The sequence below is a fragment of the Streptococcus oralis genome (genome assembly GCF_003942875.1).
Taxonomy (GTDB): Bacteria; Bacillota; Bacilli; order Lactobacillales; family Streptococcaceae; genus Streptococcus; species Streptococcus oralis_BX.
The window spans coordinates 164213-186883 of the sequence record NZ_RMVK01000003.1 but is presented as its reverse complement, the minus strand read 5'-3'; the positions used below and the strand labels follow the sequence as shown (position 1 = coordinate 186883).

At 43.5% G+C, this 22671-nt stretch carries 26 protein-coding genes; 3 read left to right on the top strand and 23 right to left on the bottom strand.

The genetic code is table 11. The features are described from left to right. Positions 1–12: 12 nt before the first annotated feature. Both D8844_RS04545 and cdaA read right to left on the bottom strand, forming a co-directional pair. Positions 13–810: a CdaR family protein gene (locus D8844_RS04545; protein ID WP_001230932.1), complete on the bottom strand. Its 798-nt coding sequence runs from the start codon at positions 808–810 to the stop codon at positions 13–15. Further along, positions 797–1654: a diadenylate cyclase CdaA gene (gene cdaA / locus D8844_RS04540; protein WP_033630051.1), complete on the bottom strand. Its 858-nt coding sequence runs from the start codon at positions 1652–1654 to the stop codon at positions 797–799. The genes D8844_RS04545 and cdaA overlap by 14 nt, the downstream gene beginning before the upstream one ends. A gap of 136 nt (positions 1655–1790) precedes the next feature. Between cdaA and D8844_RS04535 the strand changes: the two genes are divergently transcribed. Beyond that, on the top strand, positions 1791–2759 hold the full coding sequence (locus D8844_RS04535) for an NAD(P)/FAD-dependent oxidoreductase (RefSeq protein ID WP_125422236.1): 969 nt from the start codon (positions 1791–1793) through the stop codon (positions 2757–2759). Between the two features lie 31 nt (positions 2760–2790). On the opposite strand, the gene whiA is transcribed toward D8844_RS04535, so the two are convergent. The 10 genes from whiA to D8844_RS04485 form a co-directional block, all read right to left on the bottom strand. Beyond that, a complete protein-coding gene (whiA, locus tag D8844_RS04530; protein WP_125422234.1) occupies positions 2791–3702 on the bottom strand; it encodes a DNA-binding protein WhiA in 912 nt (303 codons plus the stop codon). Next, positions 3699–4676 carry a YvcK family protein gene (locus D8844_RS04525; protein ID WP_125422231.1) on the bottom strand — a complete coding sequence of 326 codons (978 nt, stop codon included), beginning with the start codon at positions 4674–4676 and terminating at the stop codon, positions 3699–3701. The genes whiA and D8844_RS04525 overlap by 4 nt, the downstream gene beginning before the upstream one ends. Next, entirely contained in the window at positions 4673–5563 is an 891-nt protein-coding gene (rapZ, locus tag D8844_RS04520; RefSeq protein WP_084874385.1) for an RNase adapter RapZ, read from the bottom strand. The genes D8844_RS04525 and rapZ overlap by 4 nt, the downstream gene beginning before the upstream one ends. A 51-nt stretch (positions 5564–5614) precedes the next feature. Then, positions 5615–5995, bottom strand: coding sequence for a RidA family protein (locus D8844_RS04515; RefSeq protein WP_125422229.1), 381 nt, complete (start codon positions 5993–5995; stop codon positions 5615–5617). A 9-nt stretch (positions 5996–6004) separates the two neighbouring features. Then, a complete protein-coding gene (gene yihA / locus D8844_RS04510; protein WP_061413515.1) occupies positions 6005–6592 on the bottom strand; it encodes a ribosome biogenesis GTP-binding protein YihA/YsxC in 588 nt (195 codons plus the stop codon). An 8-nt stretch (positions 6593–6600) separates the two neighbouring features. Continuing rightward, complete coding sequence (gene clpX, locus D8844_RS04505; protein WP_002874765.1) at positions 6601–7833, bottom strand: ATP-dependent Clp protease ATP-binding subunit ClpX; 1233 nt, start codon at positions 7831–7833, stop codon at positions 6601–6603. 31 nt (positions 7834–7864) lie between these two features. Then, the gene (locus D8844_RS04500) at positions 7865–8035 is read right to left on the bottom strand and encodes a hypothetical protein (RefSeq protein ID WP_000442252.1); all 171 of its coding nucleotides are present in this window, start codon (positions 8033–8035) and stop codon (positions 7865–7867) included. Beyond that, on the bottom strand, positions 8035–8541 hold the full coding sequence (locus tag D8844_RS04495; RefSeq protein ID WP_125422226.1) for a dihydrofolate reductase: 507 nt from the start codon (positions 8539–8541) through the stop codon (positions 8035–8037). Before D8844_RS04495 ends, D8844_RS04500 begins: the two co-directional genes overlap by 1 nt. 118 nt (positions 8542–8659) lie before the next feature. Then, positions 8660–9334: a (d)CMP kinase gene (gene cmk, locus D8844_RS04490; RefSeq protein ID WP_125422223.1), complete on the bottom strand. Its 675-nt coding sequence runs from the start codon at positions 9332–9334 to the stop codon at positions 8660–8662. Positions 9335–9343: 9 nt separating this feature from the next. Next, positions 9344–9850 carry an SAG1386/EF1546 family surface-associated protein gene (locus tag D8844_RS04485; RefSeq protein ID WP_125422220.1) on the bottom strand — a complete coding sequence of 169 codons (507 nt, stop codon included), beginning with the start codon at positions 9848–9850 and terminating at the stop codon, positions 9344–9346. Positions 9851–9895: 45 nt separating this feature from the next. On the opposite strand from D8844_RS04485, the gene D8844_RS04480 reads away from it, so the two are divergent. Beyond that, on the top strand, positions 9896–10099 hold the full coding sequence (locus D8844_RS04480; protein ID WP_002874767.1) for a ferredoxin: 204 nt from the start codon (positions 9896–9898) through the stop codon (positions 10097–10099). 76 nt (positions 10100–10175) lie between these two features. On the opposite strand, the gene D8844_RS04475 is transcribed toward D8844_RS04480, so the two are convergent. From D8844_RS04475 to D8844_RS04450, 6 genes are all read right to left on the bottom strand, one after another. Further along, positions 10176–11141, bottom strand: a complete 966-nt coding sequence (locus D8844_RS04475) for a glycosyltransferase family 2 protein (RefSeq protein WP_125422217.1) — start codon at positions 11139–11141, stop codon at positions 10176–10178. Position 11142: 1 nt separating this feature from the next. Further along, positions 11143–12162, bottom strand: a complete 1020-nt coding sequence (gene galE, locus D8844_RS04470) for a UDP-glucose 4-epimerase GalE (RefSeq protein WP_084881695.1) — start codon at positions 12160–12162, stop codon at positions 11143–11145. Positions 12163–12264: 102 nt separating this feature from the next. Continuing rightward, positions 12265–13368, bottom strand: a complete 1104-nt coding sequence (locus D8844_RS04465; RefSeq protein WP_185757663.1) for an NAD(P)/FAD-dependent oxidoreductase — start codon at positions 13366–13368, stop codon at positions 12265–12267. 16 nt (positions 13369–13384) lie between these two features. Further along, positions 13385–14182, bottom strand: coding sequence for a Nif3-like dinuclear metal center hexameric protein (locus tag D8844_RS04460; RefSeq protein WP_125422211.1), 798 nt, complete (start codon positions 14180–14182; stop codon positions 13385–13387). Next, positions 14169–14846, bottom strand: coding sequence for a tRNA (adenine(22)-N(1))-methyltransferase (locus D8844_RS04455; protein ID WP_125422208.1), 678 nt, complete (start codon positions 14844–14846; stop codon positions 14169–14171). The genes D8844_RS04460 and D8844_RS04455 overlap by 14 nt, the downstream gene beginning before the upstream one ends. Before the next feature lie 101 nt (positions 14847–14947). Beyond that, on the bottom strand, positions 14948–17284 hold the full coding sequence (locus D8844_RS04450; RefSeq protein WP_125422205.1) for a cation-translocating P-type ATPase: 2337 nt from the start codon (positions 17282–17284) through the stop codon (positions 14948–14950). A 132-nt stretch (positions 17285–17416) separates the two neighbouring features. On the opposite strand from D8844_RS04450, the gene D8844_RS04445 reads away from it, so the two are divergent. Beyond that, on the top strand, positions 17417–18166 hold the full coding sequence (locus tag D8844_RS04445; protein WP_125422202.1) for a lysophospholipid acyltransferase family protein: 750 nt from the start codon (positions 17417–17419) through the stop codon (positions 18164–18166). A gap of 42 nt (positions 18167–18208) precedes the next feature. On the opposite strand, the gene D8844_RS04440 is transcribed toward D8844_RS04445, so the two are convergent. The 5 genes from D8844_RS04440 to rpsO form a co-directional block, all read right to left on the bottom strand. Beyond that, a complete protein-coding gene (locus D8844_RS04440; RefSeq protein WP_125422199.1) occupies positions 18209–18901 on the bottom strand; it encodes an alpha/beta hydrolase in 693 nt (230 codons plus the stop codon). Then, complete coding sequence (locus tag D8844_RS04435; protein WP_125422196.1) at positions 18882–19892, bottom strand: ABC transporter substrate-binding protein; 1011 nt, start codon at positions 19890–19892, stop codon at positions 18882–18884. Before D8844_RS04435 ends, D8844_RS04440 begins: the two co-directional genes overlap by 20 nt. A 19-nt stretch (positions 19893–19911) precedes the next feature. After that, positions 19912–20667: an ABC transporter ATP-binding protein gene (locus tag D8844_RS04430; RefSeq protein ID WP_125422193.1), complete on the bottom strand. Its 756-nt coding sequence runs from the start codon at positions 20665–20667 to the stop codon at positions 19912–19914. A gap of 1 nt (position 20668) precedes the next feature. Next, positions 20669–21715, bottom strand: a complete 1047-nt coding sequence (locus D8844_RS04425; RefSeq protein WP_125422190.1) for a FecCD family ABC transporter permease — start codon at positions 21713–21715, stop codon at positions 20669–20671. Positions 21716–22327: 612 nt separating this feature from the next. Beyond that, complete coding sequence (gene rpsO / locus D8844_RS04420; RefSeq protein WP_001018251.1) at positions 22328–22597, bottom strand: 30S ribosomal protein S15; 270 nt, start codon at positions 22595–22597, stop codon at positions 22328–22330. Between the last annotated feature and the right edge of the window lie 74 nt (positions 22598–22671).

Here is a 22671-nt window from a genome sequence, read left to right as displayed (position 1 = left end):
TCTACTATTTATTTAGTCCTGTTTAGACGAGTCTGGTTTCGTTTCTGAACTCGTTGAAGACGAACTGCTGGTTGAAGAGCCCGTTGACGAGGTCGTTGACGAAGAACTCGAGCTAGACGATACTGTTTTGGTTGTAATTTTCATTGTAGTGTCAAATGGCATAATGACGCTTGGTAAGACATTTCCATTTTTATCAACTGCTTGTAGTGGAACAGAGGCTGAGTAGTTACCTGTTATCCGTTCACTCGTCGGCAAGATGGCAATGACACGATCTACTCTAGAGAGAGTCTCCTCGTCACTAATAACCGTTACTTTTTCATCTGACACAGTGACTGTATCAATTTTCACTCGAGAATCAATCTGGCTAGGATCAATCTCTGGCACAACGATTACATTATCTCGTTTTGCTTTTTTACCAACCTTGACTGTTATCTTTTGCGGTGTCGCAACAGCCGTCAAACCACTTGGTAAATTTTCAATGGTTAGAGGAACTTCGATGGTTCCTACACTGGCATTGGTTAAGTCAGCTTTGACCTTGAATTTCCGAGTGCTTTCCTGCATTTCACTCGCCAAAGCAACTCTGTTTGACCCTGTCAGAAAGACGGTCACTTCAGAGGTAAAGCCACTAATAAAGTACTGATCGCTGTCGTACTGAATATCGATTGGGACATTAAGAACCGTATTAGTATAGGTTTCTGTCCTCACCTGTCTGGCGCTATTGCTATTCTGATAGTTTGTTGAAGTCGCATAGATAAAGAGGATGCAGGCGAAAAAGAAGGAAGAAATAATATAAAGACTATTTTTTCTCATGTTTCAATCCTCCTAGCAAACGCTCTTTCAGACCTTGTTTTTTCTCTGATGTTGGAAGCAAGATTCTTCTTAACTCCGATTCAAACTCTTCCAAGGTCAAATCATGCTTAAAGACTCCATTATAGGTGATTGAGATTCCGCCTGTTTCCTCTGAAACCACAAAGGTAAGAGCATCCGATACTTCTGACAAACCAATCGCTGCCCTGTGACGTGTCCCAAATTCCTTGGAAATTCCTGTATTTTCAGTCAGGGGTAGGTAGGCTGAAGTTACGGCAATCCGATCTTCTCTGACAATGACCGCACCATCGTGCAAGGGAGTGTTGGGGATAAAGATATTGATCAATAACTCAGAAGAAATCTTAGCATCTAGAGGAATCCCAGTTGAGATATATTCCTGCAAGGTTCTTACTCGCTGAACAGCTACCAGAGCACCAATCTTACGGGGGCTCATGTACTCGACTGATTTGACAAAGGCACGAACCATTTGCTCTTCCGCACTAATAGGGGCATTGTAGAAGAAATCCGTAGCCCGGCCCAATCGTTCCAAACCAGTCCGAATCTCTGGTGAAAAAATAACTACTGCTGCGATAACCCCATAAGTGATGATCTGATTGATCAACCAGGAAATGGTTGTCAAACCAATCATATTGGACAGAATCTGACCTAAAATAAAGACCAGAACTCCCCGCACCAAAATCATGATTTTGGTCCCTGCAATCGCTTTGGTAAAATGATATAAAATATAAGTCACAATGAGAATATCTATCAGATTGGTGACTATTGTCCAAGGGCTTGAAAACAAACTCGTCCAGTATTGCAAATTGGATAATGGTTGAAAATTCATCCCTGGCCTCCTCCCTGTCAAAACACTTTCTGTACCATTATACCATTTTTTGCCCATTTTTTCCCTATCCTACCTCATTTTAAATTAAGCAAAAATATGATAAAATAAACTGATTAGAAAAAACGAAGGAGAAATCATGTCTCAACTCTATGATATTACCATTGTAGGTGGCGGTCCTGTCGGGCTCTTTGCTGCCTTTTACGCCCACCTACGCCAAGCCAAAGTCCAAATCATCGACTCCCTTCCCCAGCTAGGTGGCCAGCCTGCCATCCTCTACCCTGAAAAGCAAATCCTTGATGTGCCAGGTTTTCCAAACCTTACTGGAGAAGAATTGACCAATCGCTTGATTGAACAGCTAAACGGCTTTGATACCCCTATTCATCTCAATGAAACAGTTCTTGAAATTAATAAACAAGATCAAGGATTTACCATCACAACTAACAAAGGAAGCCACCTGACCAAAACAGTCATCATTGCTATGGGAGGCGGTGCCTTTAAACCGCGTCCGCTCGAACTAGATGACGTCGAAAATTATGAAAATATCCACTACCACGTTTCCAACATTCAACAATACGCTGGTAAGAAAGTGACCATCCTTGGTGGCGGGGACTCCGCAGTGGACTGGGCTCTGGCTTTTGAAAAGATTGCCCCAACTACTCTTGTTCACCGTCGAGATAACTTCCGCGCCTTAGAACACAGTGTACAAGCTCTACAAGAATCATCTGTAACCATCAAGACACCGTTCATTCCTAGCCAACTTATCGGAGATGGAAAGACCCTTGACAAACTGGAAATCACCAAAGTCAAATCAGATGAAACCGAAACTATCGAAGTAGACCACCTCTTTGTCAACTATGGTTTCAAATCATCTGTCGGTAATCTTAAAAACTGGGGGCTGGACCTCAACCGTCACAAGATTATCGTCAATAGCAAACAAGAATCCAGCCAAGCAGGTATCTATGCTATCGGCGACTGCTGCTACTATGAAGGTAAGATTGATTTGATTGCGACAGGACTGGGTGAAGCTCCAACAGCTGTTAACAATGCCATCAACTACATTGACCCAGAACAAAAAGTGCAACCCAAACACTCGACCAGTTTATAATAAAAGAACCACGAATCAACGATTCGTGGTTTTATAGTTCATCTGCTATCTTGTTTATTTTTCTAAGTCTGTGATTGACGCCACTTTTGGTTAGGGGATTGCTCAGACTATCTGCCAACTGCTGGATAGAGTAGTCTGGATGCTGAATCCGCAACTGAGCCACCTCTTGCAAATCCACGGGTAAATTTTCCAAACCCATTCTATCTTTGATTTTACTGATATTATTAATGGTCTTCATACTAGCAGAAACTGTCCGAGCGATATTGGCTGTTTCAGCGTTATTGGCTCGATTGAGATCGTTACGAGTTTCACGCAAAATCTTGACGCGCTCAAAATTATCACGCGCCTGCATGGCCCCAATCACGATCAAGAAATCCATGATGTCTTCTGCACGCTGGAGATAGGTAACTGCACCTTTCTTGCGCTCAATAACCTTGGCATCCAGTAAAAATTGCTGGAGGAGAGAGGCTAGTCCTTGGGCGTGGTCCAGATAAACGGAACTGATTTCTAATTGGTATTTGCCAGACTCAGGATCTCGGATGCTGCCATTTGCCAGAAAGGCCCCACATAAGTAAGCACGACCAGCCTCCTCATCTGCTAAGATATCGGGATCAATACCCGTCTCCAAACCAAAGAAGGAATCCGCAAGTCGCAAATCAGCTAAAAGCTCCTGCACCCTCTCATCTGTATAGACCGTATAGACACGATTCTTACGAAGATTGCTTCTCTGATGGTGACGAATTTCTGACTTGATCTCATAAAAATGGAGAAAGGACTCATAAAGGTACCGAGCCAACTTGGCATTTTCAGTTACGACGGACAAGGTCAGGCCTGAAGTCGAGAGACCAATACTGCCAGACATCTTGATGATGGCAGACAATTCATGACGACTGAGATGGTGTTGACCAAGAATTTCCTCTTTTACTGCAACTGTAAAACTCATTTTCTCACCTGTATAATGCGCATCAATTCGTCTACGATCAAATCGCCATCATGGAAGGCTCCTCCATTTTCCAAACGAAGGAAGTTGGATGAAATCACACGAGGGACCTGCTTGCAAAGACCAGCAAAATCATGCTCTACCTGAACCAAATATTCATCAAAACGGTTGGTATCCATGTATTCTCTAGGAACCTTCTCGATATTAACCAAGACCGTATCAATAAATGGCCGACCTAAGTGTCGATGGAGGACTTCCACGTGGTCACTGTCTGAAAAGTGCTCTGTTTCCCCACGCTGGGTCATGATATTGCAGACATAGGCGATCTCAGCCTTAGTCTCCAAGAGAGCCTGCCCAATCTCCTCAATGACAATATTGGGCAAAATCGATGTAAAGAGAGAACCAGGCCCCAAGACGACCATATCACTCTCGAGAATGGTATTGACTACTCGACGGCTAGCTTGCGGTGTTTCATCATCCAAGGTATTGGTCACATAGACATGATCGATCATGCCTGGATGATCTGCAATGTGGCTCTCACCTGCCACCTCAGAACCGTCTTTAAAGACTGCATGCAGTGTCAAAGGCTGATCGCTTGAGGGGTAGATTTTTCCTGTTGTGTGGAAAAAGAGACTTAGCAGCTGCATGGCATTGTAAGTGGACCCTTGCATTTCAGAAAGTCCTGCTATAATGATATTTCCTAGAGGATGACCCGCAAAAGCACCAGCGTCTTCTGAAAAGCGGTACTGAAAAACCTTCTCATAAAACTTAGGCATATCCGACATGGCTACCAGAACATTGCGAAGATCTCCTGGTGGTGTCAGCTGTTGGATATTCTTTCTTAGTTCACCAGAAGATCCACCATCATCAGCTACCGTTACGATGGCTGCAATATCAACATCCTTTTCTCGCAAGCTTTTCAAAATGACGGGGATACCAGTTCCTCCACCAATTACCGTTATCTTTGGTTTTCTCATGAACGGTTTACCGTTTCCTTTCTTCTGTCTTTGTCACGATGACTTTCATTGACAGGCCAGTTTTTAGCAAGGTCCTCAGCGATTCGTTTGGCAAAGGCCACACTACGGTGTTGTCCACCTGTACATCCTACTGCAATGGTTAAAACAGACTTGCCTTCTTTTTTGTAACTTGGCAAAATGGGTTCAATCAAGGCGAGTAAGTGCTGATAGAAACTTTCAGACTCTTCATGATTCATCACATAGTCATAAACTGCTCGATCCTCACCTGTCTGATTACGGAGTTCAGGGAGGTAGTATGGATTTGGCAAGAAACGGACATCAAAGACCAAGTCTGCATCGATCGGGATACCATACTTGAATCCAAAAGACATAACCTCGATACGGAAAGACTGGGCCTGTTCTTGGTCTGAAAATTGCTCTGCAATGGTTTTACGAAGTTCACGCGGAGTGAGTTCTGTCGTATCCACCACATTTTGACTCATGTTTTTCAAAGGTGCCAAGAGTTCACGTTCCAGCTTGATGCCATCTAAAATTCGACCATCTGCTGCTAGAGGGTGACTTCGTCTAGTTTCCTTATAGCGTGCCACCAATTCCTTATCTGCTGCGTCTAAAAAGAGAATTTTGAAGTCCAAATCGTCTTGGTTTTCCAATTCATCCAAAACTGCCTGAATCTCTGAAAAGAAGGAACGGCTCCGCATATCCACCACCAGAGCTAACTTATGGTCATCATCCTTGGTCTCTACCAACTGCAAGAACTTTGGCAAGAGGGCTGGTGGCATATTGTCAATAGTGAAATATCCCAAATCCTCGAAGGACTGAATGGCTACCGTTTTCCCTGCGCCACTCATCCCTGTCACAATCACCAGGTGAAGTTGTTTCTTTGTCATCTATCTCTCCTTATATCAAAAAAAGTTTGGCAGAGCCAAACTTCAACTAGCTTATCCAATCTCTGCGATCACTTCAATTTCGACTTTTACATCACGAGGAAGACGTGCAACTTCCACAGCTGAACGAGCTGGAAATTCCTCTTTAAAGGCAGTCTGGTAAACCTCATTAAAAGGAACAAAGTCGTTCATATCGCTCAAGAAGCAAGTTGTTTTGACAACATGGTCAAAGTCTGTTCCCGCTTCAGCCAAAATAGCACCGATATTTTTCAAAATTTGTTCGGTCTGTTCTTGGATCGTTTCTCCTACAATTTCTCCAGTTTCAGGAGATAGGGGAACTTGACCGCTAGCAAACAAAAGATTGCCAACGATTTTCCCTTGAACATATGGTCCGATAGCCTTTGGAGCTTTGTCTGTATGAATTGTTTTTGCCATTTCTTTCCCTCACAATTTTTCTAATATTGCGTCCCAAGCCTGATCCATCCCTGCCTTGCTGACAGATGAAAAGAGGATGAAGTCGTCACTTGGATCAAAGTTTAATTTCTTTTTGATTGCTGATTCGTGCTTGTTCCACTTACCACGAGGAATCTTGTCCGCCTTGGTCGCAACGATGATAACCGGAATCTCATAATACTTGAGAAATTCGTACATCTGCACATCATCTGCTGACGGGTCGTGACGGAGATCCACCAGACTGACCACGGCACGGAGATTTCCCCGAGTGGTCAAATACTCCTCAATCATACGCCCCCATTTTTCACGTTCCTTTTTAGAAACGCGGGCATAGCCATAACCTGGTACATCCACAAAGCGCATCTTGTCATCAATGTTGAAAAAGTTGAGTAACTGGGTTTTCCCAGGTTTTCCTGATGTACGGGCCAAATTCTTTCGGTTCAACATGGTGTTGATAAAGCTAGATTTGCCAACATTTGAACGTCCTGCAAGGGCAATCTCTGGTAGGTCATCCTGCGGATAGTGGGACTTGTTTGCCGCACTGAGCAAGATTTCAGCATTGTGTGTATTGATTTCCATAGTCACCTCTAGGCTGTTTCTAGGATTGGTTTTTCCGTTCCATCGACAGCTTCTTTTGTGATGCGGACCAATTTCACATTTTCTTGACTTGGCACTTCAAACATAACATCTAGCATGGTTTCTTCGATGATTGAGCGAAGGCCACGCGCACCAGTTTTGCGTTCGATAGCCTTATTGGCGATTTCCTGAAGAGCTTCGTCGTCAAATTCCAACTCAACATCATCATAAGAAAGCAAGGTTTGGTATTGTTTCACCAAGGCATTTCTTGGCTCTTTCAGGATGCGAACCAAGTCATCGACCGTTAATTGCTCAAGAGCAGCGAAGACAGGCAAGCGTCCAATCAACTCAGGGATAATACCAAATTTTTGAATATCTTCTGCGATGATTTCTTGCATGTAGGAGCTGTTTTCGTCAATTGCCTTGTTATTTTGGCCAAAACCGATGACTTTTTCTCCCAGACGTTGTTTAACGATTTCTTCGATGCCATCAAAAGCACCACCCACGATAAAGAGGATATTCTTGGTATCCACCTGAATCATCTCTTGTTGTGGATGTTTGCGTCCTCCTTGAGGTGGCACGCTAGCGACAGTTCCCTCGATAATCTTGAGAAGGGCTTGTTGCACACCTTCACCCGAAACGTCACGTGTGATAGACACATTCTCGCTCTTCTTGGCAATTTTGTCAATTTCATCTACGTAGATAATCCCACGTTCTGCACGTTCGATGTTAAAGTCAGCAGCCTGCAAGAGTTTGAGGAGGATATTTTCCACGTCCTCACCCACATACCCAGCCTCAGTCAGAGCTGTCGCATCTGCAATAGCGAAAGGCACATTCAAGCTCTTAGCCAAAGTCTGAGCAAGGAAGGTTTTCCCAGAACCAGTTGGGCCAATCATCAGGATGTTTGACTTCTGCAAATCCACATCTTCTGACTCTTCACGCGTATCGTGGAAATTGATGCGTTTATAGTGATTGTATACAGCCACTGCCAAGGCACGTTTGGCACGATCCTGACCAATCACATAGTGGTTTAGAATATTGAGGAGTTCGATTGGTTTTGGTACTTCAGACAAGTCTGCCAAAACTTCCTCGGCCAACTCCTCCCGAATGATTTCCTGGGCCAACTCCACACATTCATTACAGATAAAGGCGTTGTTCCCAGCGATTATTTTCTTTACTTCTTCTTGGCTTTTGCCACAAAATGAGCAATAAACCATCATATCATTTTTCCTATTTGTAGGCATGATTTCCTTCCATTCTAATTTATCATTCTATCTAAAATAAGGTCATATAAAAAGCGTGGACACTGTTGACCAGATTGGTAAAAGCATTCAACCAGAGTAAGGCAGACAGTCCATAGCGCTTCTTACGAAAAGCCTGTGCTCCAGTCAAAATACAGATCACACACAAAAAAGCTGTAAAAAATCCAAATATACTGCGCTCCATTAGACTTCCTTTCTATCTCGGTATTCGATGGTAAAATCATAGTCGTTTTTCTCATCTCGGGTGTAAGATTTACTTGCTACTGTCTCAAAACGAGACAAGTCAAACTCCTCAGGGAAATAGGTATCTCCCTCCACCTGAGCATGAATCTGTGTCACGATGATTTCATCTAAATACGGCTCAAAAGCCTGAAAAATCTGCTTTCCGCCAATGATATAGAGATTTTTTTCCTGACTCTGATACCACGCTAAAACAGACTCCACATCTTGAAATACGAGCGCCCCATCTATGACTTCTTCGCTATTGCGCGTTAAAATCAGGGTTTGCCGTTTTGGAAGCAGACGACGTCCCATGCCATCAAAAGTCACTCGTCCCATCAGTATAACATGATTTAAAGTTGTTTCCTTAAAATGTTGCAACTCTGCTGGCAAATGCCAAGGGAGACGATTTTCCTTCCCAATCACACCTTTTTCATCTTGGGCCCAAATGGCTATGATTTTCTTTGTCATGCTTCCGTCCTTTTTATTGATACTACTATTTTATCAAAATTCTCCCAAAAAGGCTGTTTTGAAACGCGCGCAAAAGAGAGAAAAGGAGCAGGCTTCATTTAGCCTGCTCCTCTCGTCCCTAGGACGTATATTTTTTTGCTTCTGATTCAATTTTTTCAACCACTTCTTGGATACTTAGTCCAGTTGTGTCAAGATAAACTGCATCCTCAGCCTGTCTAAGAGGAGAGGTTTCACGATGACTATCCTTGTAGTCACGCGCAGCAATCTCTTCTTTCAACGTTTCAAGGTCTGTCTCAATCCCTTTAGCAATATTTTCCTTGTAACGACGCTCTGCTCTTTCTTCAACAGAAGCCACTAGGAAAATCTTGAGTTCAGCTTGTGGTAAAACAACTGTCCCGATATCACGCCCATCCATGACGATACCACCTTGCTGAGCAATCTCTTGCTGGAGCGAAACCAGTTTCTCACGCACCTCAGGAATGGCAGCGATGCTTGAAACCTTGTTGGTCACTTCATTTTCACGAATCGGATGGGTAATATCAACATCTCCTACAAAAACAAGTTGCTCACCAGTTTCTGAACGTCCAAAACTAATGGGGTGTTGGTTAAGAAGCTCGAGAAGTTGATCTACATTTCCTGCATCCAACTGGTGTTTGAGCGCTATATAAGTCGCAGCACGGTACATAGCACCCGTATCGAGATAAGTGTAACCAAAATCCTTAGCGACAATCTTTGCGACCGTACTCTTGCCACTCGAAGCTGGACCATCGATAGCAATTTGAATTGTCTTCATGACCGACTCCTATCTTGTCTTAATCACATCACCTGGGTTGGCAAACCAAGATCCAGATGACATGTGAGAAGGATTTAGGGCTTCTAGCTGGGCAATGGAAATTCCTGCACGCTGAGCAAGAGCTGCTTCTCCCTCTCCAGGCTGTACTGTAAGTGTTCCTTCACCTTCTGCATGTTCTTGCGAACTGCTCTCTGAAGGTGTTGATTCAGAAGAAGCTGTTTCCTCTACCTTGCTACTTGAAGATGATGATGCTTCCACTTTAGAACTTGCACTTGTAGAAGGAGACGATGCATCGTAGAAGTCCTTCAAAGATGAAGTACGATTGCTTCCTCCGGTTGATAGGTAAATCAATACAACTACCATCGCTACAACAATTACAAAGAAGAGGCTAGCTAGAACTGTCAAGGCACGATTCGCAACAACGCCTTCCCCTTTTTGTTTCCGATGTCGACGCTCTGATCTTGTTTCTTCTTCATTGTTTTCGTAAATATCTTCTTGCCACGGTTCTTTTTCCATACCTTACTCCTTGTTTTTTTTACATTTTCTTATTACAATATAAATATGAAAGTCACACTTATACCTGAACGGTGCATCGCCTGCGGGCTTTGCCAAACTTATTCTGAACTCTTTGATTACCATGATAATGGAATCGTTCGATTTTACGATGATCCAGTTGAATTGCAAAGAGAAATCGCTGAGACCAGCGATGTTCTGGAGGCCATCAAAAATTGCCCTACACGTGCACTCCTAAAAGATCCATCGTAGGAATCAGGGAATAAATATAATTGATTTTTTCTCATTTTTTCCCACACCTACTAGTTTAGCATATTTCTAGGTAAAATTATAGTCTTTTTTGGTTATTTTTTCCTTCAATAATAGAAAGGTCACTTTTTTCTTTGATGAGATAGAGTGGTCTTTTTTTGGTCTCTAGATAGATCTTACTGATATACTTACCGAGAATCCCAATCGTCAGGAGTTGAATCCCTCCAAGAAAGAGGATGACAGCCATCAAAGAGGTCCAACCAGATGTCGGATTTCCCAAGATAAGGGTCCGAAACACCACAAAAACAGTCATCACAAAAGAAATAAAACAAGATAGAAGTCCCGCTACAAAGGCTATACTCAAGGGAAAATCTGAAAAGTTGAGAATCCCTTCAATCGAGTAGAAAAAGAGCTGCCTAAAACTCCAACTGGTCTTGCCAGCCTGTCTTTCGACATTTGGATAGTCGAGATAGTGCGTTTTAAAACCCACCCAAGCAAAGAGGCCCTTAGAAAAACGATTGGACTCTGTCAAGGATAAAATAGCATCCACCACAGATCTTCTCATCATGCGAAAATCACGGACACCTGAGGGCAAGGCTACTGGGCTAATTTTTTGCATGAGGCGGTAAAAGACGTCAGCACAGAAACTGCGGAAAAAGGGTTCTCCCTCCCGACTAGTTCTCCGTGTCCCAACACAGTCCAAGTCTGCATTTTGGTCTAGTAAGGCTTTCATCTCAAGTAGCATACTAGGAGGATCCTGGAGGTCTGCATCCATCACGACCACCAAGTCTCCAGTTGCATGCTGCAAGCCTGCGTATAAGGCTGCCTCTTTCCCAAAATTTCGTGAGAATGAGACATAACGGACCGCAGGATTTTGTTCCCGATAGGCCTTCAAAAGCTCTAAGGTCCCATCACCTGAGCCATCGTCTACAAAGACATATTCGACCTCTGCTCCCAAGTCAGGAAGCAGAGCTTCCACAGACTGATAAAAAAGAGGAAGTACTTCCTCTTCGTTTAGACATGGGACAATGATTGAAATCATCATCTTAGTCTTCAAATCCATTTGGATGCTTGCTTTGCCAACGCCATGCGTCTTCACACATTTGGGTGATGTCGAGTTCTGCTTCCCATCCGAGCTCTGCTTTGGCTTTTGCTGGGTCTGAGTAGCAGGCAGCTATATCACCTGGGCGGCGTTCTACGATGCGGTAAGGAATAGGACGTCCCACTGCTTTTTCCATATTTTGGATAATTTCAAGAACTGAGTAACCTTTACCAGTCCCAAGGTTATAAATGTTTAGACCTGAACCTTTTTGGATTTTTTTCAAAGCTGCAACGTGACCTTTAGCTAGGTCTACGACGTGGATATAGTCACGAACACCAGTTCCATCTTCCGTATCGTAATCATCTCCAAAAACTTGCACTTGCTCTAGTTTGCCCACTGCTACTTGTGAAACATAAGGCAAGAGATTGTTTGGAATTCCGTTAGGATTTTCCCCCAAATCTCCACTTTCATGCGCTCCGATTGGATTAAAGTAACGAAGTAAGACCACGTTCCATTCTGAGTCTGCCTTGTAGATATCGGTCAAAATCTCCTCTAGCATGAGCTTAGTACGACCGTATGGATTGGTCACTGAAAGTGGGAAATCTTCTAAGATTGGAACTGTATGAGGGTCTCCGTATACTGTCGCAGAAGAACTGAAGATGATGTTCTTACAATTATTTTCTTCCATAGCTTTCAAAAGGCTGACAGTTCCAGCGATATTGTTGTCATAGTAGGCAAGAGGGATACGGGTTGATTCACCAACAGCCTTCAAACCAGCAAAGTGAATGACACCAGTCGGCTCTTCCTGCTTGAAAATATCTCTGAGTGTATCTGTGTCACGGATATCTGCCTCATAAAAAGGAATCTCAACTCCTGTAATTCTTTCAACAACTTCTAAACTTTTACGATTGCTATTGACAAGATTATCCACCACAACCACTTGATGACCTGCTTGGATCAACTCAATAACAGTGTGGGTTCCGATAAATCCAGCACCACCAGTTACCAAAATCTTTTCTTGCATCTTTTTTCCTCGATTCTCGGATTATTTTTTCTTATTTTATCATTTTTGATAGGGAATGTCATTTGACATCCTAAACTACCTGCTAAAATTTCAGTAAAATACTTATTCGCTTTTTACTCGTTTGACATAGTTTGCAATTGGATAGTTTACTGGGTCCAAGGTCAACTCCTTGTCTTGGACCAGCTGGGCTAAATGGTAACCGATGATCGGACCCGTTGTAAGACCTGATGAACCTAGACCACTAGCCGCATAGACACCTGCTAAACCTGGCACCTGTCCAAAGAAAGGGGAGAAATCACTGGTATAGGCTCGGATTCCTACTCGCTCACCTCTTATAGTAGCTTCAGCCAAGGCTGGGTAGTATGGCAAGGCTGCTTCCTCCATTTGTTGGAGCAAGGTTTCATCTACCGTCAAATCAAATCCCATATCATTTTCATGAGTAGCGCCTAAGGACAATTTCCCACCTGCAAAAGGGATCAAATCCCACTCCACCTCTGGCATGACAACAGGGTAAGATTCTAGGTCTTCGGAGAGCTGATAATCTCGGAGTTGCCCCTTTTGGGGACGAACATCTACCTCATATCCTAAATGCTCCAAAATGTCCCTCAACCAAGCTCCCGTTGCTAGAATAACCTGATCAAACACCTCTTCGCCAATCTGATAGCCGAATTCTAAAGGTGTCAGACTCACTTTTTCTTTGACCAGCTTGACCTGACTGGCTTCTAGCAAACGATTCACTAACAGTTGGCCATCTACTCTCGCTCCACCAGAAGCATAGAGCAGGCGGTCGAATCCCTGCAAACCAGGGAATAATTCATTTGCAGACGCTTGGTCTAAAATGGCTAACCGGCCTATCAAGGGAGATTCTTCCCTGCGCTGGAGGGCTAGTTCATAAAGTTCTTCTAGCTTGGATTCATCCTTTTTCAAGAGAAAAACTCCCGAACGCTGGTAAAAGTCGATTTCCTGTCCTGACTTTTCTAAATCAGCCAACAAATCCACATAAAAGTCAGCCCCCAAGCGTGCCATCTTGTACCAAGCTTTATTACGGCGTTTTGAAAACCAAGGACTGATAATTCCCGCTGCTGCCTTGGTAGCCTGACCTTGACCATGGTCAAAAACGGTCACCTCTAAATCTGCTTCTTTGGAGAGGTAGTAGGCAGCAGTTGCCCCTACAATCCCTGCTCCAATAATGGCAACTTTTTTCATTGTCTTCACCTTCTAACTAGATATGGTGGAAAGGATTGGTCGATGCTTGGCTAGGTATGATATCAATGGTCCAATCCTTTTCTGCCTTCCATTGATTAAGGAGGTCAGCAATTTTTTCGACAAAAAGAATTTCGATATAGTGGCCCGGGTCCAGCGCCAACAAGCCATCAGACAGCATATCCTGAGCTGTGTGGTAATAGATATCGCCAGTGATATAGACATCTGCTCCCTTAGCTAAAGCATCCTTATAGAAAGATTGACCACTACCGCCACAGATAGCCACTATTGAAATGGGCTTCTGCAAATCACTCTCTTGATAATGAACCATTCGAAGACTATCTAGATCAAAGACTTGCTTGACATGCTGGGCCAATTCCCCAAAGGTCTGAGGCTGAATATTTCCAATACGACCAATCCCACGTTCTGGACCTGTCTCCTGCAGATAGATTGTTTCCTCAATACCTAGCATCTGGCAGAACCAGTCATTGAGACCATTCTCTACAATGTCGATATTAGTATGACTGACATAAACGGCAATGTCATGCTTGATCAGGTCGATGTAAATCTGATTTTGCGGACGGCTGGCTACCAAGTCCTTGATGGGACGAAAGATTGGCGCGTGCTTAACGATAATCAAATCCACACCCTTTTCAATAGACTCTGCCACCGTGTCTTCACGAATGTCGAGGGCAACCATAACCCTTTGGATCTCCTTGTCCAAAGTGCCGATTTGCAGGCCACGACTGTCTCCCTCCATAGAAAATTCCTGGGGACAAAAGGCTTCATAAGCCCTGATTACTTCACTTGCTAGCATGGAGTACCTCCTTGATGGCTTGAATTTTATCTGATAAAATTTGACGTTCCTCCAGATTTTTTTCTGGAATTTGATCAAGGGCAAATTCTAACTTAGCAGCTTCTTTTTGCCATTTTTGGACAAAGACTGGGCTGGTTTCTTTGGATAAGAAGGGACCAAAGCGGACATCACTTGCTGATAGCTTCATTTGTCCCGCTTCCACCACCAAAATCTCGTAGAATTTGCCTGCTTCTTCTAGGATGCTTTCTGCTACGATCAGAAAACCGTGGTCTTGCAACCAAATGCGCAAGTCGCCTTCTCGATTATTGGGCTGGAGGATTAAACGCTCTACATTAGCTAGCTTTTCCAAACCTTCTTGCAATATGGTAGCAATCAAACGGCCACCCATACCAGCAATGGTGATAACCGATACTTGGTCAGCCTCTTCAAAGGCTGCCAAGCCATTGGCTAAACGGACTTGGATTTTCTCCTTTAGACCATGAGCCTCAACATTCTTGAGAGCAGACTGGTAGGGGCCTTCCACCACCTCACCTGCAATGGCACTTTTGATTTCTCCTCTTTCAACCAAGTCAATCGGCAGATAAGCATGGTCACTCCCCACATCTAGTAAAATGGCACCTTGTGGCACAAAGGACGCCACCAATTCTAATCTCTTTGAAATCATCTTCTCTCACTTTCCAAAACTCTATTACCTCTTATTATACCATATTTCAGCTAGCAATCTTGCACCTAAAAAGACCGCAATACACAGATTGCAGTCTTTCTTTATTTTTTAGCTTGGTAACGACTGGTCAGGATGAAAATCACGGTAAAGACCAGCATCATGGCCCCATAAACAGGCAACGTTTGTTCAGTCAAGGTTGAAATTTCAAGCAACTTTTGAATCATTGGGAAGAGAGCTGTAGCTAGGAAGCCTCCCACAGACCAGACAATCAAGAGGACACGCCAGAGGGTGAATGGCATGCAGGCTCTAAATACGGATAAGAAACCGATAGACCCAAGGAGATAATAGAGTAGGGTTGAGATTTCTATCTCTGACCAACCTTGGCTCGTTCCAAATATTTTCACAAAAAGGACGCTAAATACGACCATGAGGGCGCTTGGTAGAGCACGAAGCATGGATCTTCTGAGGAAGTTTGGTTCAACAGGCTTGATATTTCGCTCAAAAGTCAGAACGAATGGTGGAAAACCTTCCACAAACTGGTCAATCATGGTAATCTGGATTGGAATGAATGGGAAAATCAAGATCCACTCAGACCGTCCCAGAAGAACACTAGCGATACAGATGACTGCAAGCAAGAAGGAATAGATGGTCTTAATCAAGAAAATCGGTGCGATATGGGCAATATTATTAACCACACGACGACCTTCAAAGAGAATCTCAGGAACATCATTAAAGTCTGAGTTTAAGAGAACTAGATTGGCAATCTGACGCGTCGCCGGATCTCCCTCCGCCATCACGATCGAACAGTCTGCTTCACGAAGGGCCAGAATATCATTGACTCCATCCCCTGTCATTGCTGTTGTATGGCCTGCTTTTTTCAGCGTTTGGATAATGAGTTTCTTTTGATGAGGGGAAACACGTCCGAAAATCGCAGTCTCCTCCGCCATAGCAATCAATTCCTCATCCGTGATTTTTGAGCAATCAACATAGCTTTGATAGTCTGCAAAGCCAGCCTTCTGGGCAATGCTGGATACAGTGACAGGATTGTCTCCAGAAATGATTTTGAGGCCCACTTCCTGAGAACGGAGATAGTCCAGCGTCTCAGCTGCTCCCTCTCGAATAGGGTCCAAAATCTCCAGCAGTGCCAAGGCTTGAATATCAGAAGGTTTTTGTGGCTTGTGGTGGTCTAGTTTTTCGTGACTGAGAGCCAAGACCAAGACACGAGAACCTCTCTCCAAGGCCTCTCTGGCTTCTGGGACTTCAGAGTCCAGCAACATCTCAGGCGCACCTAAGAAAACCGTTCCTAGCCCTTCCAACTCCATAGCTCCCCACTTGCGGTCGCTGGAGAAAGGAAGATTAGAAAGCATAGGGTAGGCAACCTGACCTTGGAAACGCTGGCGAATGGCTTGGGCTGTTGGATTTTTATCCTCACTATGGGCCATATAGCTGGTCAGAATGCTGGCAATAGTCTCTTCACCATACGTTTCCGTCAGAGGAAGAACCGCCTCCACCTGCATCTTTCCTTGAGTGATAGTTCCCGTCTTGTCCAGACAGAGCATATCCACGCGCGCCAAGGTCTCAACAGAGTACATCTCCTGAACCAAGACCTTTTTCAAGCCCAGCTTGATCACCGCAGTCAAGAGTGAAGTAATGGTCAAAAGGGCAATTCCCTTGGGCAACATTCCCAAAAGGGCTGTTGACGAATTTACAACGGATGACTTGAGGGGCAAGCCTTTTAACATCAAGGCTTCTAGCAGGAGAGCTAGACCAAAGGGAATGATAATCTTCCCAGTAAAACCTGCTAGCTTGTCCAGCGATTTCATGATACGGGAGTTGATCGGTTTCACTGTCTTAGCTTCCAGCATGAGTTTTGAAGCATAGTTGTCTACCCCGACATGGTGAACTTGAGCCAAAACTGCGCCACTGGCTAGGAAACTCCCAGACAAAAGTAAGGCGTCAACTTCCTTTTGCACCAAATCACTCTCACCCGTCAGCATGGCTTCATTGACTTCCGCAAATCCTTCCAGAACCAGTGCATCACTAGGGATTTGCTCTCCCGCAGACAAACGAATGACATCTCCTAGGACCAATTCTTCTGAATCGAGAGCAACTTCTTGACCATCACGGATGGTTTTGACCTTTTCCTTGGTCATGAGATTGAGCTTGTCCACCATGTGTTTGGCTCGCAGCTCGGTCACAATCCCAGAAAAAGCGTTAAAGCAAATAACGGCAAAGAAGACCAGATTGCTCCAAGCCTGCACGAAGGCAAGGGCCAAAGCAATGGCAAAGTTCAAAGCATTAAAAAGGGTAAAGACATTTCGTTTAACGATTTGCCAAGTGCTGGTACTGGCCGAAGCAGTAAAATCATTGACCAAGCCTTGAGCCTGTCTTTCCTTGATTTCTCTTTGGGTTAATCCCATAATCTTATTTTTATCCATAAATTCTATCATATCATTTTTTCTAAAAGAATTCTAATCCCATCTAAAACTGTTGGCTGACAACTGAAAAAGTTTGCCAGTAGTCTTTTGATAAGGTATAATAATAAAAGCAGTACAATCGAAGGAGGTCTCATGTTTTATACTTATTTGCGTGGACTAGTCATGCTGATCTTGTGGTCCATCAATGGCAATGCCCACTATCACAATACTGATAAAATCCCTAGCCGAGACGAAAACTATATCCTCGTCGCTCCTCACCGTACCTGGTGGGATCCTGTTTACATGGCCTTTGCGACCAAGCCAAAACAGTTCATCTTTATGGCCAAAAAAGAGCTGTTTAACAACCGTATCTTTGGCTGGTGGATCCGTATGTGTGGCGCCTTTCCTATTGACCGGGAAAAACCTAGTGCCTCTGCCATCAAGTACCCTATCAACGTCCTCAAAAAAAGCGACCGCTCTCTCATCATGTTTCCAAGTGGGAGCCGTCACTCAAACGATGTCAAGGGTGGAGTTGCCTTGATTGCTAAAATGGCTAAGGTCCGTATCATGCCTGTTACCTACACCGGTCCCATGACCTTGAAAGGCTTGATTAGCCGTGAACGTGTGGATATGAACTTTGGAAATCCTATCGATATCTCAGACATTAAGAAAATGAATGATGAAGGGATTGAAATGGTTGCAGACCGTATCCAAGCAGAATTCCAACGTTTGGACGAAGAAACCAAGCAATGGTACAATGATAAAAAACCAAACCCACTCTGGTGGTTTGTCCGCATCCCTGCCCTTATCCTTGCAGTGTTTGTTGGTATCCTAACGATTATCTTTAGCTTTATCGCAAGCTTTATCTGGAATCCAGATAAGAAGAGAGAGGCTCTTGGTTAAAAAATAGAATTATCCCTTGGCTTTTGCCAAGGGATAATTCTTTTATTCGATTTTCCATTTTTGGGACAACCAGTTGGAAAAGGCTAGAAATCGCTCAGCCACTTGCTCATGATGCCCATAAGGATCAAAGACAAACTGACCAGTCGGATAGTGTTTCTGAAGACTGGTATGAATCTGCTCAGCATAGGCTGGTGCTTGAGCCAAGCGATTGGTATGATGGGCTCCCTCTGTTTGACCATTCTGTAAATACAGTAAACAGTCCAAATTTTTCACCTCTTCTTCCCTGCAATAAGTCACAAAATCAGGAAACCAAAAGGAACCGCAGATAGAGAAGATACAGGAGACCTTGTCAAAGCTGAAAAGACTGTATACTGCTGCCAGACCACCTAGTGAGTAACCTCCATAGGCAAGGCGATTTTTGTCCAGACGATAAAGTGACTGCAACTTATCTAAAAGATCTCCAAATAAATGACCATGATAGGCATTTGCCTGACCGCCAAAATCTGGAGCCCTATCTCTCAGAGCAGCTGCCTTCCATGGAGTGTAATCGTCTAGGCGATTTTTAGAGGTCAAGCCCACTAAAATCACAGATTCTGAAAGGGAAGAGAGGAAATCCAAGTTTCCATCATTCAAGAGAATAGCTGGATAGGTTTGATTGGGGTCATAGGTCGAAGGAAGGCTGACCTTGACTTGGATTCCCTCCCAATCAAACTCATTATTTATTGATAAAGTCATTGATTTTCTCAAGGGAATCAATCACTGCTGGACCATAATCCATCAACTCATCGTAAGAAATAGTCATGATTTTTTGATTCTTAATTGCAGGAACGTTTTCCAAAACTTCATTTGCCTTCATCAACTCTACTGCGTTGGCATCCAATTTTTTATTGCGGTCGCTGGTTACATAGATAATCAACTCAGGATTCATTGACACGAGATTTTCCAAGGTCAAGCCTGATGTTCCCGTTGCAACGTTGGTATAACCAAGTTGATTCAACAAGCTTTCTTGCAAAGCAGACTTGTAGGCACCAAAGGTTTCATCATTATAAGCAACCATAATCAAAGCCTTTTTCTTTTCACCTTGGCTTGTTGGATTTGCTTTCTTAACAGCGTCAATTTTAGCTTGTAATTGGGCTGCGTATTCATTGGCCTTGTCCTGAACATTGAAAATCATTCCCAGATTTTTGACATCTTCTACGATATTTCCCAAATCTTGCTGAATCGTTGAGAGAGAAGCTTTTTGCGTATAGACTGGGATTTTGTTTTCATTCCAAGTGCTAACTGTCCCCAAGGATTTTTCAGAAAACATCATGTTTCGACCCATCACCGCATCTGGCTCATAAGAAAGGACTGTCTCTTGTGAGACTGTTTTTTTATCCCCAATTTGAGGAATCGTCGCAATCGCGTCCTTGTATTTGTCTGTTACAGCATTGTCAGGGTTGAGCATGCCAGCAATTTTATCCTTCAAGCCTAACTCCAATAAGATTTCAGTTGTTGAAAGATTGTTGGTGATAACTTTTTCAGGTGTCTTGTCAAAGACTTGTTCGACTTCATTTCCCTTAACGTCATAGGTCTTGACCGTTAACGGATAAGTCGTCTCTGTGCTGGCCTTTTGACTTGTTTCTGTGCTAGATTGTGTGGTAGTTTTTTCTGTAGTAGTATTACCACAAGCTGCCATGGTTAGGGTAGCTACTGTTACGAGTAAAATGCTTAGTGTTTTTTTCATTTTGTTTTCCTTTTCTTTCTTATAAATAGTGAATCATGGCTTGCTGATCCTCGGTCCAAGTCACCTGACTTTGAACTCCGTATACAGTTTGCAATGACTCAGGGGTGATAGTCTCCTTTGGAATCCCTTGGTAAAGGATTTCTCCCTCTTTCATCAGATAGAGATAATCCGAATAGCGACAAGCAAGTTGAATATCATGTAGGACAGCTAAAACATTGACCTTGAGATTCTTCACAATGGCCAACAAGTCTAACTGGTACTTGATATCCAGGTGATTGGTTGGTTCGTCTAGGAGCAAGAGAGTCGGTTCTTGCGCCAAGGCGCGTGCCAACAAGACTCTCTGTTTCTCGCCCCCTGACAAGGACGAATAGAGACGAGTTTTTTTCTCAAGCATATCCACCTTGACGAGAGCATCTTGAACGAAGGCATAATCCCTTTCCTTTTCCTTCTGTAAAAAAGAGAGGTGGGGAGTTCTTCCCAGCAAGACGATTTCCTCAACTGTACAATCAAACTGCAATTGATTAAACTGGGTGACAACTGCCATCTGCTTGGCTGTTTCTTTGAGTGACCAATGATCCAGCGGCTTTCCATCTAAGCTTATCAAGCCTTTGTCTGCCTTTTCCTGACGATAGAGGAGTTTAAGCAGGCTGGTTTTTCCACTTCCATTTGGCCCTAGTATCGTATGAAATTGATGCCCCTCAACTTTAAGAGAAACTCCTTTGAGGATTTTTTTCTCTCCTAGTCCAAAGTGGACATCCTGACAAATCAAGTCCATATCAGACCCTCACCTCCCTTCGCCTACCTCCTACAATGTAGATGAAGAAGGGAGCACCTACTAAGGCTGTGAAAATACCAATCGGCAACTCGGCATTTGGAATGATGACACGAGAGAGTACATCTGCCCAGACGACAAAGAGGGCACCCAGTAAGGTCGCAACGGGAAAAAGTCTTCTGTAATTCGTTCCTACTAACCCTCGAGCTAAGTGAGGAGTAATCAGACCAACAAATCCAATAATCCCACAAGTTGCCACTAAGACAGCTGTCAGCACAGCCACCATGGTCACATAAAGATACCAATAGAAGCGTAAGGGAATTCCCAAAGTTAAAGCAGCCTCATCTCCCATCATCATTGCATTGAAAACACGATACTGAGTAGAGAAAAATAGAAAGGCCATTCCTACTACTACAGTTGGCAGGACTAAGTCAGACCAGGTAGTCCCGGCAAGCGAGCCCATAGTCCAAAACTTAATGGTCATCACACTGTCCGCATTAGCGCCAACTGAGATAATAAAGTTGGAAAATGCCAGAAAGAGAGCATTGACCACCGTTCCTGATAAGATCAGACTAGAAGTCGTCATCCTTCCCTGCATAGAAGCAATGATGAGGACAGCAATTGTTGCCAAAATAGCTCCTAAAAAAGCTCCAAGGCTAATTATCACTTTTAGACCGAGAATGATGCTCAAAGTTGCCCCTAGAGTTGCACCCGCAGAGATTCCTAAGACATAGGGCTCAGCGATAGGATTGTTCACTGTAGACTGCATCACGCTACCACACATGGAAAGACCAGCCCCTACTATCAAGCCTAACAATACTCGGGGGAATCTCATGTTCCATACAATGGCAAGAGTGGACTTGGAAACCTCTCCTATCTCAAGAGGAAAACCCAACCTGCTCAAAATAATCCGATAGGTATCGCCTAGATCAATCGCAACGGATCCCATAGAAACTGCTAGAAAGAGGGAAATCCCTAAAACAGCTAGCAAAATACCTAAAAGTAACAAAAATTGCAGGTCCTGTCGGCTTCCAGAAAATTTGGAAATCATGAAAACCTCCTTAGACAAAATTAAAAATTTAGAAAATTCTCATGAAAAGTATACCATATTTTCAACAATGGAACAAGAAGAGAAAAATAAATATAGTTGGTCTTACAGTGCTAATAATCGTAACCGAAGATTATACTTGGGTATATCGAGGTAAAGTGACAACATAAAAAGCCCTCTAAAATTAGAGAGCTGATTTGAACCCGGGCTAAAATCCTAGTGAAAAAGATAAAACTCCTTGTGTTCATCGAACACTGTTTCCTTTCCCTATTTTCATACGGATTTTTAACGCCCTTAGCATCATGATTCTTGCCGGATAAACCGTTTATAGACTAGGCAATGAGCCGAAGATTGTATAAAAATTTTAGTGAAACAAAAAATCTCCCCGAAGGGAGATGATTTGGTTTATTTTACCTTACAGTGCTAGAAACCGTAACCGAAGATAATACTTTAGTATATCGAGGTAGGGTGACAAAAGTAAAAAAGCTCTCTGAATATCAGAGAGCTCAAGTCTTGCTGGATAAAACGTTTATAGACTAGGCGACGAGGCGAAGATTGTACTAATGGTACATCGAGCTGAAGCCAACGAAGTATAGAAACGTTTTAGACGCAAGATTAGCGACGAAGTCCAAGAGAGTTGATTAACTCACGGTAACGGTTAACGTCGTTTTTACGCAAGTATGCAAGCAAGTTACGACGGCGACCGATTTTCTTCATCAATCCACGGTAAGTAGCGTGGTCTTTTTTGTGTTGTTTGATGTGTTCGTTAAGGTGGTTGATTTCCCAAGTAAGGACAGCAACTTGAACCTCTACTGAACCTGTATCACCTTCGTGACGTGCATATTGTGCGATGATTTCATTTTTTTTCTCTTTTGAGATTGCCATGATGTTTCTCCTTTTTATTTGGCTTCATCCGAGTGACAGGTTGGCATGCCTGTAACCAAGAAGAAGTTATTTGT

Excerpts from the sequence above, each read along its gene's own strand:
- D8844_RS04545 (WP_001230932.1), bottom strand. The coding sequence starts at position 810 with ATGAGAAAAAATAGTCTTTATATTATTTCTTCCTTCTTTTTCGCCTGC.
- yihA (WP_061413515.1), bottom strand. The coding sequence starts at position 6,592 with ATGGAAATCAATACACACAATGCTGAAATCTTGCTCAGTGCGGCAAAC.
- D8844_RS04445 (WP_125422202.1), top strand. The coding sequence starts at position 17,417 with ATGTTTTATACTTATTTGCGTGGACTAGTCATGCTGATCTTGTGGTCC.
- D8844_RS04495 (WP_125422226.1), bottom strand. The coding sequence starts at position 8,541 with ATGACAAAGAAAATCATAGCCATTTGGGCCCAAGATGAAAAAGGTGTG.
- cdaA (WP_033630051.1), bottom strand. The coding sequence starts at position 1,654 with ATGAATTTTCAACCATTATCCAATTTGCAATACTGGACGAGTTTGTTT.
- clpX (WP_002874765.1), bottom strand. The coding sequence starts at position 7,833 with ATGCCTACAAATAGGAAAAATGATATGATGGTTTATTGCTCATTTTGT.
- rapZ (WP_084874385.1), bottom strand. The coding sequence starts at position 5,563 with ATGACAAAGAAACAACTTCACCTGGTGATTGTGACAGGGATGAGTGGC.
- D8844_RS04500 (WP_000442252.1), bottom strand. The coding sequence starts at position 8,035 with ATGGAGCGCAGTATATTTGGATTTTTTACAGCTTTTTTGTGTGTGATC.
- D8844_RS04515 (WP_125422229.1), bottom strand. The coding sequence starts at position 5,995 with ATGGCAAAAACAATTCATACAGACAAAGCTCCAAAGGCTATCGGACCA.
- D8844_RS04450 (WP_125422205.1), bottom strand. The coding sequence starts at position 17,284 with ATGGATAAAAATAAGATTATGGGATTAACCCAAAGAGAAATCAAGGAA.
- D8844_RS04440 (WP_125422199.1), bottom strand. The coding sequence starts at position 18,901 with ATGACTTTATCAATAAATAATGAGTTTGATTGGGAGGGAATCCAAGTC.
- whiA (WP_125422234.1), bottom strand. The coding sequence starts at position 3,702 with ATGAGTTTTACAGTTGCAGTAAAAGAGGAAATTCTTGGTCAACACCAT.
- D8844_RS04480 (WP_002874767.1), top strand. The coding sequence starts at position 9,896 with ATGAAAGTCACACTTATACCTGAACGGTGCATCGCCTGCGGGCTTTGC.
- D8844_RS04485 (WP_125422220.1), bottom strand. The coding sequence starts at position 9,850 with ATGGAAAAAGAACCGTGGCAAGAAGATATTTACGAAAACAATGAAGAA.
- D8844_RS04535 (WP_125422236.1), top strand. The coding sequence starts at position 1,791 with ATGTCTCAACTCTATGATATTACCATTGTAGGTGGCGGTCCTGTCGGG.
- D8844_RS04455 (WP_125422208.1), bottom strand. The coding sequence starts at position 14,846 with ATGATTTCAAAGAGATTAGAATTGGTGGCGTCCTTTGTGCCACAAGGT.
- D8844_RS04430 (WP_125422193.1), bottom strand. The coding sequence starts at position 20,667 with ATGGACTTGATTTGTCAGGATGTCCACTTTGGACTAGGAGAGAAAAAA.
- cmk (WP_125422223.1), bottom strand. The coding sequence starts at position 9,334 with ATGAAGACAATTCAAATTGCTATCGATGGTCCAGCTTCGAGTGGCAAG.
- galE (WP_084881695.1), bottom strand. The coding sequence starts at position 12,162 with ATGCAAGAAAAGATTTTGGTAACTGGTGGTGCTGGATTTATCGGAACC.
- D8844_RS04460 (WP_125422211.1), bottom strand. The coding sequence starts at position 14,182 with ATGCTAGCAAGTGAAGTAATCAGGGCTTATGAAGCCTTTTGTCCCCAG.
- D8844_RS04425 (WP_125422190.1), bottom strand. The coding sequence starts at position 21,715 with ATGATTTCCAAATTTTCTGGAAGCCGACAGGACCTGCAATTTTTGTTA.
- D8844_RS04475 (WP_125422217.1), bottom strand. The coding sequence starts at position 11,141 with ATGATGATTTCAATCATTGTCCCATGTCTAAACGAAGAGGAAGTACTT.
- rpsO (WP_001018251.1), bottom strand. The coding sequence starts at position 22,597 with ATGGCAATCTCAAAAGAGAAAAAAAATGAAATCATCGCACAATATGCA.
- D8844_RS04465 (WP_185757663.1), bottom strand. The coding sequence starts at position 13,368 with ATGAAAAAAGTTGCCATTATTGGAGCAGGGATTGTAGGGGCAACTGCT.
- D8844_RS04435 (WP_125422196.1), bottom strand. The coding sequence starts at position 19,892 with ATGAAAAAAACACTAAGCATTTTACTCGTAACAGTAGCTACCCTAACC.
- D8844_RS04525 (WP_125422231.1), bottom strand. The coding sequence starts at position 4,676 with ATGAGAAAACCAAAGATAACGGTAATTGGTGGAGGAACTGGTATCCCC.